Origin of the sequence: Paenochrobactrum sp. BZR 201-1 (genome assembly GCF_044987585.2) — a bacterium.
Classification (GTDB): domain Bacteria; phylum Pseudomonadota; class Alphaproteobacteria; order Rhizobiales; family Rhizobiaceae; genus Paenochrobactrum; species Paenochrobactrum pullorum.
The window spans coordinates 59,717-73,417 of sequence record NZ_JBJDRZ020000027.1 but is presented as its reverse complement, the minus strand read 5'-3'; the positions used below and the strand labels follow the sequence as shown (position 1 = coordinate 73,417).

14 protein-coding genes and 1 pseudogene are annotated in these 13,701 nt (G+C 48.9%); 10 read left to right on the top strand and 5 right to left on the bottom strand.

The genetic code is table 11. The annotated features are described in order from the left end of the window. Window positions 1-140 precede the first annotated feature (140 nt). The 3 genes from yihA to ACI0FR_RS14155 all read left to right on the top strand — a co-directional run bounded on the left by yihA (window position 141) and on the right by ACI0FR_RS14155 (window position 2,591). Entirely contained in the window at window positions 141-818 is a 678-nt protein-coding gene (yihA, locus tag ACI0FR_RS14165; protein WP_184219667.1) for a ribosome biogenesis GTP-binding protein YihA/YsxC, read from the top strand. Between the two features lie 90 nt (window positions 819-908). Beyond that, window positions 909-1,805 (top strand): acetylglutamate kinase, encoded by an 897-nt coding sequence (gene argB, locus ACI0FR_RS14160; RefSeq protein WP_374833573.1) that lies wholly within the window; start codon window positions 909-911, stop codon window positions 1,803-1,805. Window positions 1,806-1,895: 90 nt separating this feature from the next. Continuing rightward, window positions 1,896-2,591 (top strand): pyrimidine 5'-nucleotidase, encoded by a 696-nt coding sequence (locus ACI0FR_RS14155; protein ID WP_374833571.1) that lies wholly within the window; start codon window positions 1,896-1,898, stop codon window positions 2,589-2,591. Between the two features lie 51 nt (window positions 2,592-2,642). Here the strand turns inward: ACI0FR_RS14155 and ACI0FR_RS14150 are convergent, their stop codons facing one another. Continuing rightward, entirely contained in the window at window positions 2,643-3,482 is an 840-nt protein-coding gene (locus ACI0FR_RS14150; RefSeq protein ID WP_374833569.1) for an LOG family protein, read from the bottom strand. 206 nt (window positions 3,483-3,688) lie between these two features. Here ACI0FR_RS14150 and dapD point away from each other — a divergent pair, with 206 nt between their 5' ends. Further along, window positions 3,689-4,543, top strand: a complete 855-nt coding sequence (dapD, locus tag ACI0FR_RS14145) for a 2,3,4,5-tetrahydropyridine-2,6-dicarboxylate N-succinyltransferase (RefSeq protein ID WP_374833567.1) — start codon at window positions 3,689-3,691, stop codon at window positions 4,541-4,543. Window positions 4,544-4,750: 207 nt separating this feature from the next. Next, complete coding sequence (locus tag ACI0FR_RS14140; RefSeq protein WP_404906128.1) at window positions 4,751-5,359, top strand: hypothetical protein; 609 nt, start codon at window positions 4,751-4,753, stop codon at window positions 5,357-5,359. On the opposite strand, the gene truA is transcribed toward ACI0FR_RS14140, so the two are convergent. The 3 genes from truA to def are packed head-to-tail and all read right to left on the bottom strand — an operon-like array spanning window position 5,356 to window position 7,571. Then, a complete protein-coding gene (gene truA, locus ACI0FR_RS14135; RefSeq protein ID WP_404906129.1) occupies window positions 5,356-6,111 on the bottom strand; it encodes a tRNA pseudouridine(38-40) synthase TruA in 756 nt (251 codons plus the stop codon). The genes ACI0FR_RS14140 and truA overlap by 4 nt on opposite strands. A 3-nt stretch (window positions 6,112-6,114) precedes the next feature. Beyond that, window positions 6,115-7,035, bottom strand: coding sequence for a methionyl-tRNA formyltransferase (gene fmt / locus ACI0FR_RS14130; protein WP_374833648.1), 921 nt, complete (start codon window positions 7,033-7,035; stop codon window positions 6,115-6,117). A 5-nt stretch (window positions 7,036-7,040) separates the two neighbouring features. After that, window positions 7,041-7,571, bottom strand: coding sequence for a peptide deformylase (gene def, locus ACI0FR_RS14125; RefSeq protein WP_374833561.1), 531 nt, complete (start codon window positions 7,569-7,571; stop codon window positions 7,041-7,043). Between the two features lie 272 nt (window positions 7,572-7,843). Here def and ACI0FR_RS14120 point away from each other — a divergent pair. Further along, window positions 7,844-8,890: pseudogene (locus ACI0FR_RS14120) on the top strand (DNA recombination protein RmuC); the annotation flags it as partial. A gap of 46 nt (window positions 8,891-8,936) precedes the next feature. On the opposite strand, the gene ACI0FR_RS14115 reads toward ACI0FR_RS14120, so the two are convergent. Beyond that, complete coding sequence (locus ACI0FR_RS14115; protein ID WP_374833559.1) at window positions 8,937-9,743, bottom strand: undecaprenyl-diphosphate phosphatase; 807 nt, start codon at window positions 9,741-9,743, stop codon at window positions 8,937-8,939. A 259-nt stretch (window positions 9,744-10,002) separates the two neighbouring features. Here ACI0FR_RS14115 and ACI0FR_RS14110 point away from each other — a divergent pair, with 259 nt between their 5' ends. From ACI0FR_RS14110 to mepA, 4 genes are all read left to right on the top strand, one after another. Continuing rightward, window positions 10,003-10,695 (top strand): glutathione S-transferase family protein, encoded by a 693-nt coding sequence (locus ACI0FR_RS14110; protein WP_374833557.1) that lies wholly within the window; start codon window positions 10,003-10,005, stop codon window positions 10,693-10,695. Next, window positions 10,676-11,830 (top strand): tRNA epoxyqueuosine(34) reductase QueG, encoded by a 1,155-nt coding sequence (gene queG, locus ACI0FR_RS14105; protein WP_404906130.1) that lies wholly within the window; start codon window positions 10,676-10,678, stop codon window positions 11,828-11,830. Before ACI0FR_RS14110 ends, queG begins: the two co-directional genes overlap by 20 nt. Window positions 11,831-11,832: 2 nt before the next feature. Beyond that, window positions 11,833-12,714 carry an SDR family oxidoreductase gene (locus ACI0FR_RS14100; RefSeq protein WP_404906131.1) on the top strand — a complete coding sequence of 294 codons (882 nt, stop codon included), beginning with the start codon at window positions 11,833-11,835 and terminating at the stop codon, window positions 12,712-12,714. 125 nt (window positions 12,715-12,839) lie between these two features. Further along, window positions 12,840-13,676: a penicillin-insensitive murein endopeptidase gene (gene mepA, locus ACI0FR_RS14095; protein WP_404906187.1), complete on the top strand. Its 837-nt coding sequence runs from the start codon at window positions 12,840-12,842 to the stop codon at window positions 13,674-13,676. Window positions 13,677-13,701: the final 25 nt, after the last annotated feature.

The following is a 13,701-nucleotide window of genomic DNA, read 5'->3' as shown; positions in this document are numbered from 1 at the left end:
TTCTGAACTGGATATCCAAGTTGAGCAAACAAGATAAACCAACATCCAAAAACTTGAGCTCTGCTTCTCCGGCTTCAGCGAAAGCATCCACACCTGCAAAAGCACCTGTGATCACTATTACCTCTTCCAATGCAGGCGAACTGCTTGCCCGCGAAGAAGCTGCGCGTCAGGCTCTGATCAATGAAGGTCGTCTGCTTTTTGCCAAAAGCTGGATTTTCATCCGCGGCGTTCCGTCGATGAAGTTTCTGCCGGCAGAAGGCCCTGTCGAGATTGCCTTTGCCGGACGCTCCAATGTTGGCAAATCCTCGCTGATCAATGCGCTTGTGACAAAAAAAGGCTTGGCACGCACATCCAACACGCCGGGTCGCACACAAGAGCTCAACTATTTTGTGCCTGATGGCTATTCAGGCGAGGACGGCGATCTGCCGCCACTCGCGCTTGTCGATATGCCGGGTTATGGTTTTGCTGAAGCGCCTAAATCGCAAGTGGATGCATGGACGCGACTGGTCTTTGATTATTTGCGCGGCCGCACCACTTTGAAACGCGTTTATGTGCTGATTGATTCGCGCCACGGCATCAAAAAGAACGATGCCGAAGTGCTTGATCTCCTCGACAAAGCTGCGGTTTCTTATCAGATTGTGCTCACCAAGATCGACAAAATCAAACCAGCCGGCATTCCGCGCCTGATGGAAGAGACCAAGAAACTCACCATCAAACGCGCCGCCTGCTTCCCCGGTATCATTGCCACTTCATCGGAAAAAGGCATCGGCTTTGAAGAATTACGCGCGGCCATCGCGCTTGTTGCCAAAGAAGCCTGATTAATCACAAAACACCAGTTGAAGCATTCCGTCAGGAATGCTTTTCTGTAATGAACCACTTTATGTCCGTTTGCTGCTATGGATAATGTAATGACCAATACACCTGAACAGAATGCCGAAGTACAAGCTCAACTTTTATCCGCAGCACTGCCTTTTATGCAGCGTTACGAGAATAAAAATGTCGTGGTGAAATATGGCGGTCACGCCATGGGCAATCCGGAACTGGGCAAAGCTTTTGCACGTGATATCGCATTGTTGAAACAATCCGGCATCAACCCGATTGTGGTTCATGGCGGCGGCCCGCAGATTCAGGCCATGCTTACCAAACTCGGCATTGAATCGCGTTTTGAAGGTGGCTTACGTGTTACCGACGAGAAGACCGTCGAAATCGTTGAAATGGTGCTTGCCGGTTCCATCAACAAAGAAATCGTCGCTCTCATCAATGCCGAAGGAGAATGGGCAATCGGTCTTTGCGGTAAAGACGGTAACATGGTTTTTGCCGAAAAAGCCCGCAAGACTGTGATTGATCCGGATTCCAATATCGAAAAAGTGCTGGATCTTGGTTTTGTCGGCGAGCCGGTTGAGGTTGATCGCACATTGCTTGATCTCCTGGCCCGTTCCGAAATGATTCCTGTGATTGCGCCGGTTGCACCGGGTCGTGACGGTCACACTTACAACATCAATGCCGACACTTTTGCCGGTGCAATTGCCGGTGCATGTAAGGCTACCCGCCTATTGTTCCTCACCGATGTTCCGGGCGTTTTGGACAAAGACAAAAACCTGATCAAAGAACTGTCGATTGCTGATGCAAAAGCTTTGATCAAAGACGGTACCATTTCCGGCGGCATGATCCCGAAAGTGGAAACCTGCATTGAAGCGATCAACCGCGGCGTTGAAGGCGTGGTTATCCTCAATGGTAAAACGCCTCATTCCATTCTGCTTGAACTCTTCACCGAGCGCGGTGCCGGCACATTGATCGTACGCTAAAATTTACAAGCGTCTCTTGTCTGTAGCAGCCGGTATTGAAACAATGCCGGCTGCTGGATTTTATTGTGGTCTTTATTTTCTGAGGATGTGATGACTAACATACCGGATGCTCAAGCTTTTTCGCATATTACAGATTGGGTGTTTGATCTCGACAACACACTTTATCCGCACGAAACCAATTTGTTTTCGCAAGTGGACGCACGGATGACGGCCTATATTCGGGAGTTGTTGCAGCTTGATCACGATGATGCGCGCAAATTGCAAAAACAGTTCTACCGCGATTACGGCACCACGCTAAAAGGCTTGATGGAAGTCCACAATATCGATCCGGACGACTTTCTGATGAAAGTACATGATATTGATTATACATGGCTGAAACCTGATCCGGATTTGGCGAAGATCCTGAACCAGCTTCCAGGTCGTCGTTTTATCTTCACCAATGGGGATCGAACCCATGCCGAGCGTGCTGCCAGCCAGCTCGGGATTCTCGATTGTTTTGACGATATTTTTGATATTGTCGCCGCCGATTTAATGCCAAAACCGGCACAGGCAACCTATGACGGTTTCTTGCAAAAATTCTCGGTCGATCCGACAAAGTCGGTGATGTTTGAAGATTTGGCGCGCAATCTCACTGTACCGAAAAATCTTGGCATGAAAACCGTGCTGATCGTACCCAATAATTTCGAACCGACGTTTTCGGAAATCTGGGAAAGCGATGAAAGCTACACTGATGAAGTTGATTATGTCACCGATAATATCGGAGCATTCTTAAAATCGGTACTCTGAGACAAATTAAAAAGGCGCCAGTTTTTAACTCTGCCGCCTTTTTTTAAAAACTTATAATGAATAGAAGCGCTTCACTTCTTCCCATGCTTCTTCTGCCGTATCAACAAAGGTCAGAAGATCCACATCGGATGGTGAGATAGTGCCCTGCTCGGCAAGATAATCAATATTGATGGCCTTGCTCCAGAACTCTTTGCCAAACAGCAATAATGGCACCGGCTCCATACGATTGGTCTGGATCAGCGTCATGGTTTCAAACAATTCATCCATTGTTCCGAAACCACCCGGAAACACGGCAAATGCTTTGGCACGCATCAGGAAATGCATTTTGCGGATAGCAAAATAATGGAAGTTGAAGCATAGCTCCGGTGTCACATAAAGATTGGGCGCCTGCTCATGCGGCAGCACAATATTCAAACCGATGCTTGGCGCACCCACATCCTGTGCGCCGCGGTTTCCCGCTTCCATCACACCGGGGCCGCCGCCTGTCACTACAACAAATTCACGGTAATAAGTGGTTGCTGAATATTCCGAGCAGCGACGTGCAAACTCACGTGCTTCTTCGTAATATTTGGCATTGGCTTCGAGATTTTTCTTTTGCAATTCGTTTTTGGCAGCCCATGCCTCGCCACCCGGTTCAGGGATACGCGCTCCGCCAAACAACACAACGGTTGATTTGATACCGCGATCTGCCAGCACCATTTCAGGCTTGAGCAGTTCAAGTTGCAAACGTACAGGGCGCAATTCACGTCGCGTCAGAAAATCATTATCGTCAAAAGCCAAACGGTAAGCGTCGGATGTGGTTTGTGGGGTTACAGGCACTTCCGCTGCCTGCTTCACAGCTTCCTGTGAGTTCGGAAATGGCGTCCAACCGTTTTTCTCAATCGGATTCATATTTTATCCTGTCTCATTCCTGTTATTTCACATCGTCATCAAAGATGCATAGCATTACAAGGGTGAATAAAAAATCATTCTGTTGTTGTATATCAAGATTGCGTGAACCCTGTGTTTCCACTATCCATAAGCACTTAAGCCTTATTTTAATTACGCCCGCAGTGTTTAACTGCTCTTACAATTCGCTATTGAAAAGTCTCGCACCAATGCAACATACCGATCTTCATTCACTTCAAAACATCATTGAAAATGCATTTACAGAAGCTGAAGCGATTACCCCTGATACCAAGGGCGAAATTCGCGATGCAGTAGAACATGCCTTGCAATTGCTGGGCGAAGGCAAGCTTCGTGTCGCAGAAAAACAAGAAAATGGCAACTGGTACACCCATCAATGGTTGAAAAAGGCCGTGTTGCTCTCTTTCCGTCTCAAGCCAATGGCACTCATCAGCGGCTCGCCCAACCAATCCTCATGGTGGGATAAAGTGCCGTCCAAATTTAATGGCTGGGGTGAGCAGGAATTTCTGCAAGCTGGTTTTCGCGCAGTCCCTAATTGCGTTGTCAGACATTCCGCTTATATCGCACCAAAGGCCGTGCTGATGCCCTCATTTGTCAATGTCGGCGCCTATGTCGGTGAAGGCAGCATGGTGGACGCATGGGCAACCGTTGGTTCCTGTGCCCAGATCGGCAAACACGTGCATCTGTCTGGTGGCGTCGGCATTGGCGGGGTTTTAGAGCCGTTGCAGGCAGGTCCGACCATTATCGAAGACCATTGCTTTATCGGTGCTCGCTCGGAAGTGGTTGAAGGTTGCATCATCCGTGAAGGCGCGGTGCTTGGTATGGGTGTTTTCATCAGCCAATCTACCAAGATCGTCGACCGCGAAACCGGCAATATCACCTATGGCGAAGTGCCGCCTTATTCTGTGGTCGTTGCAGGTGCATTGCCTGGCAAACCAATGCCCAATGGTCAGCCGGGCCCAAGTCTTTATTGTGCGGTCATTGTCAAACGTGTCGATGCACGCACCCGCTCGAAAACATCGATCAATGATTTGTTGCGTGACTAACCTTGGAACAAATAAGACGAGGACAAAAGTCCTCGTCTTATAAGGGGGATGTAAACGGTATTGAAACTTTTACATCGACTGGAGACTTATTGAATAGCGACAAAACATGCCGCCAATAAGGCAAGCTGTATCTGTTGTATTTTTGCGTTTATTTTCCTAAGCTTACAGCCAATTATTCCTCCTCGCGTCAGTTAAGGTTTGTGAACTTTGCCAACAATCGACACAATTTACCGCTATTTCTACGGTGTCTGGCGCATGATGACCGGCAAGTCCGACGGGCTTGCCTATCTCGACATCTCAGCCGATGGTTTTTGGCGCTCATTTTACGCAATTCTTGTAAGCCTTCCGCCACTGCTTGCGGGTTGGGTTGCCTATGCAGCAGAACTTACCGGCGGGCGAGAGGAAACTGCCATGCGTTTTTCCATCGTCATCAAAGCAGCAATTGTTGATATTACGGCATGGATTTTGCCGATTTTTCTTCTTGGCCTTGTCGTTAGCAAAATTGGTATTGCCAAACGCTTTGCCCCTTATGTCATTGCCAGCAACTGGGGCACAGCATTGTTGGCATGGGCTTTTGCGCCCATCAGCCTGTTACAATTAGTGATGCAACAGCGCAGCCAAACCATAAGCATTCTGTCGCTTGTCTTTATGATCGCAATTATCGTAATGAGCTATCGCCTCACACGCACGGCTCTGCAAAAACCAACCAGTTTTGCCCTGCCCTTTTATATTGCGATGTTCATGGTGTCTTTTGCCATCACCATCATGTTACAAGAATTATTCGGCATTAATTACGATTTTAACGCCGGTTATTAAACTGGATCATCATAATCGACGCCGATAAGATAGAGCCCGTAAGGCGGTGCAACCGCGCCACAACGCGAACGCTCACGCGCTTCTAATGCAGCAACCAAATCTTGGCTGGTCCAGCGGCCGGAACCGACTTCCATCAAGCTACCGGCGAGTGAGCGCACCTGATTATGCAGGAACGAGCGCGCCGACGCCCGAATTTCAATAATCTCGCCATTGAGTGTCACATCCAGACGATCCAATGTTTTGACCGGACTTTTTGCCTGACATTGGCTCGCGCGAAAAGTGGTAAAATCATGCTCGCCGAGCAAAAGCTGCGCAGCCTCATGCATCTTTTCATGATCAAGCGGTTTGGACACCCACCATGCGCGATTAAGATCAATACTTAACGGCGGGCGACGATTGTGAATGCGATAAAGATAATGACGGCCACGGGCAGAAAAACGCGCATCAAAATGATCAACGGTTTTCTGCACATTGATAATGCTGACCTTCTCCTGCCATTGCGCCAGATGGGCGTTCAAGGCCTCACGGAGTTTACCGGCCGACCAGTCACGCTCCAAATCCACATGCACAGTCTGAGCCAAGGCATGCACACCTGCATCGGTGCGTCCTGCCGCGCCAAGCGTTAAATCCTGACCGGTAAAGCGCTTGAAAGCCTGCTCGATAGCCGCCTGAATGGTGTGACCATTTTCTTGACGCTGCCAGCCGACATAAGGCGTGCCGTCATATTCAACTGTCAACCGATAACGCGGCATTCTTCAAAGAACCCGCAAATCGGCTGCGCCGCGTAAAAATTCGGATGCCGGCAATGCCTTGCCACCAGCGCGCTGCAGGCTCAGCAATCGCACAGCCCCCGCACCGCAAGCAATGGTCAGCTTGTCGTCAAGAAGGGTGCCGGGTGTGCCTGAACCTCCGGCCAAAGTAGAGCGCAAAATTTTAACGCGTTCCACTTTGCCGCCAATTTCCATCTCGCACCAACTACCCGGAAAAGGCGACAAGCCACGAATGGTATTATGCACAATTTCAGCTGGCTTCGACCAATCAATACGCGCTTCCGCCTTGTCGATTTTGGCGGCATAAACCACACCGTCTTCGTCCTGAGGACTGAGCGTCAGACTTTCACGCTCCAAAGCACCCAATGCACGGATCATCAAATCCGCACCTGTCATGCTCAGCCTGTCATGCAATTCACCGGTGGTCATATTCTCGGTGATCGTGATTTTCTCAACCATGGCAACAGGGCCGGTATCCAGCCCCTCATCCATTTTCATAATCATCATTCCGGTCTCTTTGTCGCCGGCCATAATGGCGCGCTGGATCGGTGCCGCACCGCGCCAGCGCGGCAATAGCGACGCGTGACCATTGTAGCAACCAAGGCGCGTGCCTTCCAAAATCGGCAGCGGCAATAACAAGCCATAGGCGACAACAATTGCAACATCAGCTTCCAGATCACGGAATTTTTGCTGCTCTTCTTCAGAACGCAAGCTTTTTGGCGTAAAGACAGGAATGCCGAATTCTTCCGCTTTCTGATGTACAGGGGACTTGGTCAGCTCCAGACCACGGCGTCCTGCGGCACGCGGCGGCTGCGAATAAACGGCAACCACATCATAACCATGACCAATAATAGCGGTGAGAACAGGTACGGAGAACTCCGGCGTTCCCATGAAAACGACACGCAATGACATTATAGCACCTGCTTGCTTTGCTGGCGTTCTTTGGCGATTTTTTTGAATTTCTTGATCACCATATCGCGTTTCAGCTTGGAAATGTGATCAATAAACAAAACGCCATCCAAATGGTCAATTTCATGCTGGATGCATGTGGCCATCAATTCATCGACTTCCATTGCCTGTGGCTTACCCTGCACATCCTGATATTCAACGTGCACGCGTGCGGGACGTTCTACCTCAGCATAATATTCCGGAATAGACAAACAGCCTTCTTCATAAATGCTGCGCTCATCGGATGAATGCACGATCTTCGGATTGACAAACACATGCGGCGCTTTTTCATCGCCCTCACGTGCCAGATCAATCACCACCAGACGGATCGGCTCACCGACCTGAATAGCAGCAAGCCCGATACCAGGTGCATCATACATGGTATCAAACATATCATCAGCAAAAGCTTGCAGTTGTGCATCAAAACGCTCAACCGGTTTTGACACCAAACGCAAGACAGGATCGGGTAAAATAATCAGTGGTTTTATCGACATGGGTTTCACCTAATTGTTACAAGTTACCACGTCAATGCTCGTGAACGGCCGAATGATAAAATGTTCCTGTTTTGATCTCTTAATTCATGCGCGAATCGGTTAAAGCAATATGTATGGAAAACACAAATAGCCTGACACAGCCAGTTTTTCAGCTTGGCCAATATCAATTTTCAGCGGGTTTTTTGCTCGGCGCAATTTTTCTTGCCGTCATTCTCATAGGGCTGCTGTTTATATGGATGGGCAACCGTAACGCGAAAAACGCGATGATCACCGAAATGCTCGCCGAAGAGCGCGCCCGTGACGCAGAAATGCGCATGGCTGAAATTTTGAAAAGTCAGGCCGAAATGCAAGGCCGGATGCAAACCATGGCGGAAGTATTCGGCTCGCGCCAATCCGAGCTTAATCAATCCATCCGCGAGCGCCTCGACGGCATGACCAACCGCCTTGGTCACACCATGAACGAACAAACCAGATCAACGCATGAAAATCTTGCCAAACTGCAAGAGCGGCTTGCGGTGATTGATACGGCACAAAACAATATACAATCACTGGCCGGACAAGTGGTGCAGTTACAGGCCATTCTTGCCAATAAACAAAGCCGCGGCGCTTATGGTCAGGCACGGATGGAGGCGATCATCGCCGATGCTTTACCGCAAGGGCTTTATGAGTTTCAATCAACACTTTCCAATGCAACCCGTCCGGATTGTATCATCCGTATGCCCAATAATGCGCCCTCACTCGTGATTGATGCCAAATTTCCGATGGAAGCATGGACAGCGGTGCGCGAGGCCAAAAGTGCGGAGGCACAAAAACAAGCCGCGCAACAATTCCGCCGCGATATTGAAGTCCATATCAAAGATATATCCGATAAATATCTGATTGCCGGTGAAACGCAGGATACGGCCTTTTTATTTGTGCCGTCAGAATCGGTCTTTGCAGATATCCATGAGCATTTTTCATCGCTTATTCAAAAAGCCCATCGTGCCCGCGTCGTTATCGTCTCCCCATCGCTTTTGATGCTTTCAATTCAGGTAATCCAATCGGTATTGAAAGATACCCGTATGCGGGAGCAAGCCCATCTTATCCAAGCCGAAGTGATGCGCTTGATGGAAGATGTAACGCGGCTTGACGAGCGTGTTCGCAAATTACAAACCCATTTCCAGCAAGCCAATAAAGATATTGATGATATTCTGATCTCATCCTCCAAAATCAGCCGCCGTGGCGAAAAAATTGAAACACTTGAACTTGGCAGCCCACCAACACCCGATACACCTACCTCCGAACCGCAATGGCATCTGCGCCTTGTTGATGATGAATGAGTAAAAAGAAATGCCGGTTAAGTTACTTAACCGGCATTTTGAATTCTTAGCCCCACACCATCAAAGCAGCCATACCAGCAGCACCGACAATCAGCCGCCACCATGCAAACAGCTTGAAACCGTGACGTGATACATAATCGAGCAAATAGCGCACAACAAAGACGCCGGAAATAAAGGCCATCACAAAACCAACCGCAATCAATGCGCCATCATTGAATGACAATTGATTGTGGGTTTTATAAAGATCATAGGCAAAAGCACCCGCCATTGTCGGCATCGCTAAAAAGAATGAAAATTCAGCCGCCGAGCGCTTGTCGGCACCAAGCAATAAAGCGCCAACAATGGTTGAGCCTGAGCGCGACACACCAGGCACCATCGCCAGACATTGCACAAAACCAATGATCAGACACATTGGCAGCGAGAAATCCATTGCATTATGATAACGCGGCTTCAAGTCGATCCGGTCGACCCAGAGCAAAATAAAACCGCCCAAAATCAACATAATGCAAACCAGCATCGGGGTTTCAAACAGCACTGTTTTGATAAATCCATGCGCCAATGCACCAATGAAAGCCGCTGGCAGAAAAGCCACCAACACGCCCAGCACAAAACGACGTGTTTTGGCATCACTGGAAAAATCGCGCAACAAGCGCATGATTTTAGCTGCATAAACGCTCAAAATTGCAAGAATAGCGCCGAGTTGCACCAGTACTTCAAAGGATTTTCCGGCGGATTCAAAGCCTAAGAAATGTCCGACCAGCAATAAATGCCCGGTCGATGACACAGGTATAAACTCGGTCATACCTTCCACGAGGCCCAAAAAACCCGCCTCAAGAAAATTATAGATGTTCATAAACTGCTGCCTTTTGTCACTTAAGCATATAAAAATGCTCATTGACCACATTTTAAACATGAAAGCTTAACAATAATTTCAGCATAAATGCCTATCAGGTTATTTTACGGAAAAACATTTCCTCCAATCTTTGCACCCTAATCCTTGTCGACGGGTTCCGGCAGTTCAACATAGCAGCAGCGCTTCACGAAGTTTCTGTTATGTCAGTCATATTGACTATGCTTGGAAGCCATATTTGAAAGTGTTGTTGCCTGCGGTCATGCTTACGCTTTTTCATCATCCTATGTCGTCCGGTTCCCGCTATACCCGTCTTATTCTCAACGAATATGACGTTGATGCCGAGCTTATCGAAGAACGCCCCTGGGCACGCCGTAAAGAGTTTTTAGCGATCAATCCTGCTGCCACTTTACCGGTTTTGCTGGCTGAAAATGATCTGGCGGTTATTGGTGCGTCGGTGATTGCTGAATATCTCGACGAAACGCGCGGTGCCTTGAAGCGTAATCGTCGACTTCTACCGGAAAGCCCGATGGAGCGCGCTGAAGTGCGCCGTCTGGTTGATTGGTTTCTGGTCAAATTTGAAAATGAAGTAACCCGTCATATTGTGCGCGAACGCGTTTATAAATTGCAGATGTCGGCAGAAATAGGCGGCAGTGCGCCTGATTCGACCGCAATCCGCGCCGCACGCACCAATATCCGCCAGCATATGAAATATCTGGACTGGCTGGCCGCCACGCGTGACTGGTTGGGTGGTGGACATGCCACTTATGCTGATATGGCAGCCGCAAGTGCTATTTCCATTTTGGATTATTTAGGCGAAATTGAATGGACTGAAACACCAGCGGCACGGGACTGGTATGCGCGGATGAAATCGCGCCCATCCTTCCGTCCGCTATTAAACGACCGGGTTCGTGGATTGGCGCCGGTGGCACATTATGGTGACCTTGACTTCTGACGACAAAGAAATGGCCAAAAAGCTGAAACTCAAAAACCTGCTCGCGGATGAAGCCCGTGCAGCAGGTTTTGACGTCGTGGCTTTTACCCATCCCGGCTCTATTCCGCAGGCACCAGAACGCTTGCGCGAGTTTATCGACAATGGTTATCACGCCGATATGGAGTGGATGGAGGAAACAGAAGAGCGTCGCGCCAATCCGCAAACACTATGGTCGGAAGTGCGCACCATTGTCATGCTCGGCATGAATTACGGCCCAGAACATGACCCGATGGAAGTGCTTAAACATAAGGATCGCGGTGCCATTTCGGTTTATGCGCAAAATCGCGATTATCACGACATTATCAAAGGTAAGCTCAAACATGTCGCAAGCCGCTTCATTGCGCGCGCGAGCGGCGCGGTGAAAGTATTTGTCGACACGGCACCTGTGATGGAAAAGCCCCTAGCCGCCGCAGCCGGTATGGGCTGGCAGGGAAAACACACCAATTTGGTCAGCCGCGACTATGGCTCATGGTTGTTTTTGGGTTCTATTTTCATCACGCTGGATTTGCCCCCCGATGAACCCAATCGCAACAATTGCGGCTCGTGCCGCGCCTGTCTTGATGTATGCCCGACCAATGCTTTTCCTACTCCCTTCAAAATTGATGCAAGGCGCTGCATTTCTTATTTAACGATTGAGAATAAAGGCCCGATCCCGCACGAATTTCGGAAAGCCATTGGCAATCACATCTATGGCTGCGACGATTGCTTATCGGCCTGCCCGTGGAATAAATTTGCTCAAAAAGCACAGGAAATCAAACTGCGCGCCCGCGAAGATCTGCGCAGCCCCTCGCTGGAATTTCTGCTGAATTTAGACGATGCCGAATTTCGCACTTTTTTCTCCGGCTCCCCGATCAAGCGCATCGGCCGCAATCGCTTCTTACGCAATGTGATGATTGCTGCCGGCAATTCCGGCTTTTCAAGCTTTGTGCCGCAATTGGAATACCATTTGAACGATCCAGAACCTTTAGTGCGCGGCACGGCTGTCTGGGCTTTGCGGCAATTATTGCTTCACGATAAAATTAGCCCATTACACGCGCATTATGCTAAAGATGAAACCGACCCTTATGTTTTAGATGAATGGAACAGGTGCCAGTAGCTATGCGGATTTTTCTTATCGGTGCAGGTTATTCAGCGCAATTTTTCGCACAGAAAATGAAAGACAATGCCCAATCCATCTATGGCACAACCCGCTCAATAGAAAAATTTGAAACGTTAAAACAATATGGCATTGAGCCACTCGTATTTGCAGAAGATGCAATTGACCCGAATTTTGCAAGTCATTTAAAAAACGCCACTCATATTGTCATTTCGGCAGCACCCGGCAAAGACGGCGATCCGGCCTTACCCCATGTAGAAGATGCATTAAATGCACCTGACAATAAAATTGAATGGATCGGATATCTTTCCACCGTTGGTGTTTATGGCGATCATAAGGGCGCACTCATTGATGAAACGGCTGCCTGCAACCCATCGGCACAGCGTTCAAACGAGCGGATAAAAGCCGAGAAACAATGGCTGGCTTTAGGCGAAAAATACCAAATGCCGGTCGCAATTTTACGTCTTTCCGGCATTTATGGCCCTGACCGCAATGCTTTTGTTAATTTGGCACGCGGTACCGCACGTCGTATTATTAAAAAAGACCAGATTTTTAACCGTATCCATGTGGAAGATATTGCCGGCTCGCTTGAATATTTAAGCACGCGAAAAATCGACGGTATTTTCAACATTACCGATCATGAACCAGCACCGCCACAGGATGTGGTGACTTTTGCCGCCGAATTGATGGGTGTCACACCGCCGGAAGAAATTGATTTCGACAAGGCTGAAATGACCCCGATGGCGCGTTCTTTTTATGGCGAGAACAAACGCGTTTCTAATAAAAAAATAACCGAAACCGGCTATCAGTTTATCTATCCGAATTATCGCATTGCTTTTAAGTCCATGTGGGAAAAGTCGAACTGGCGCTCGCACAAAGATTAAAAAATTTCATCATCATTTGGAAAATCCATATGTCTGAAAAACGCTTTTTTTTGAAAAACGCCGCCATATTGCTCACAACATTCAGTCTGAGTATACTTGCAGTGCCCACAGCGCAAGCTGAAGACATGCCTGCAAAACAAGCCTTCGGCGCAATGAAATTACCCAATCTGAATGCTCAACCGCAAGCAATCGGCTTTTATTCCAAAGGTTGCATGTCCGGCGCTGTGGCAATGCCGATTGACGGCCCAGACTGGCAGGTGATGCGTTTGTCGCGTAACCGCAATTGGGGCCATCCAAATCTTATTGCTATGCTGCAGCAGCTTTCACGCGATGCCAAAAAAGATGGCTGGAACGGCCTGCTGGTAGGCGATATTTCACAGCCGCGCGGCGGCCCGATGCTGACCGGTCATGCCTCGCATCAGGTTGGACTTGATGCAGATATCTGGCTCAATCCTATGCCAAACAAGCGTTATACCAATCAACAGCGTGAAGATGTCTCTGCCGTTTCGGTGTTGAAAGATAACAGCCTTTATGTCGACCCTAAAAAGTGGTCGGACAAACATACGGCATTGCTGAAGCACGCAGCCTCCAACCCTCAGGTCGAGCGGTTATTCGTGCATCCGGGCATAAAAAAACAGCTTTGTGATACGGTTTCCGGCGACCGCTCATGGCTTGGTAAAGTGCGCCCTTATTGGGGGCACCATTATCACTTCCATATTCGTATGAGTTGCCAGCCGGGTTCACCCAATTGCAAGCCTCAGGACAAGGTTGCCAAGGGCGACGGCTGTGATAAATCGCTGGCATGGTGGTTTACCGACGAACCTTGGAAACCGGCTAAACCATCGGATAAACCGGCACCAAAACCAAAGCCTATGATGGTTTCGGCTCTGCCGAAAGCTTGTGCTGCACTTCTCAATGCGCCCTCACCCGCATCAGCGGCGGAAGTGACACTCTATCCATAAAACAAAACCTTGCGAAAAGGCTGGC

What these genes read in the sequence shown, in the direction of transcription:
- queG (WP_404906130.1), top strand. Translation starts at nt 10,676, where the DNA reads ATGGTGACCTTGACTTCTGACGACAAAGAAATGGCCAAAAAGCTGAAA.
- def (WP_374833561.1), bottom strand. Translation starts at nt 7,571, where the DNA reads ATGTCGATAAAACCACTGATTATTTTACCCGATCCTGTCTTGCGTTTG.
- ACI0FR_RS14100 (WP_404906131.1), top strand. Translation starts at nt 11,833, where the DNA reads ATGCGGATTTTTCTTATCGGTGCAGGTTATTCAGCGCAATTTTTCGCA.
- dapD (WP_374833567.1), top strand. Translation starts at nt 3,689, where the DNA reads ATGCAACATACCGATCTTCATTCACTTCAAAACATCATTGAAAATGCA.
- ACI0FR_RS14150 (WP_374833569.1), bottom strand. Translation starts at nt 3,482, where the DNA reads ATGAATCCGATTGAGAAAAACGGTTGGACGCCATTTCCGAACTCACAG.
- mepA (WP_404906187.1), top strand. Translation starts at nt 12,840, where the DNA reads ATGCCTGCAAAACAAGCCTTCGGCGCAATGAAATTACCCAATCTGAAT.
- ACI0FR_RS14110 (WP_374833557.1), top strand. Translation starts at nt 10,003, where the DNA reads ATGCTTACGCTTTTTCATCATCCTATGTCGTCCGGTTCCCGCTATACC.
- argB (WP_374833573.1), top strand. Translation starts at nt 909, where the DNA reads ATGACCAATACACCTGAACAGAATGCCGAAGTACAAGCTCAACTTTTA.
- ACI0FR_RS14155 (WP_374833571.1), top strand. Translation starts at nt 1,896, where the DNA reads ATGACTAACATACCGGATGCTCAAGCTTTTTCGCATATTACAGATTGG.
- truA (WP_404906129.1), bottom strand. Translation starts at nt 6,111, where the DNA reads ATGCCGCGTTATCGGTTGACAGTTGAATATGACGGCACGCCTTATGTC.
- ACI0FR_RS14115 (WP_374833559.1), bottom strand. Translation starts at nt 9,743, where the DNA reads ATGAACATCTATAATTTTCTTGAGGCGGGTTTTTTGGGCCTCGTGGAA.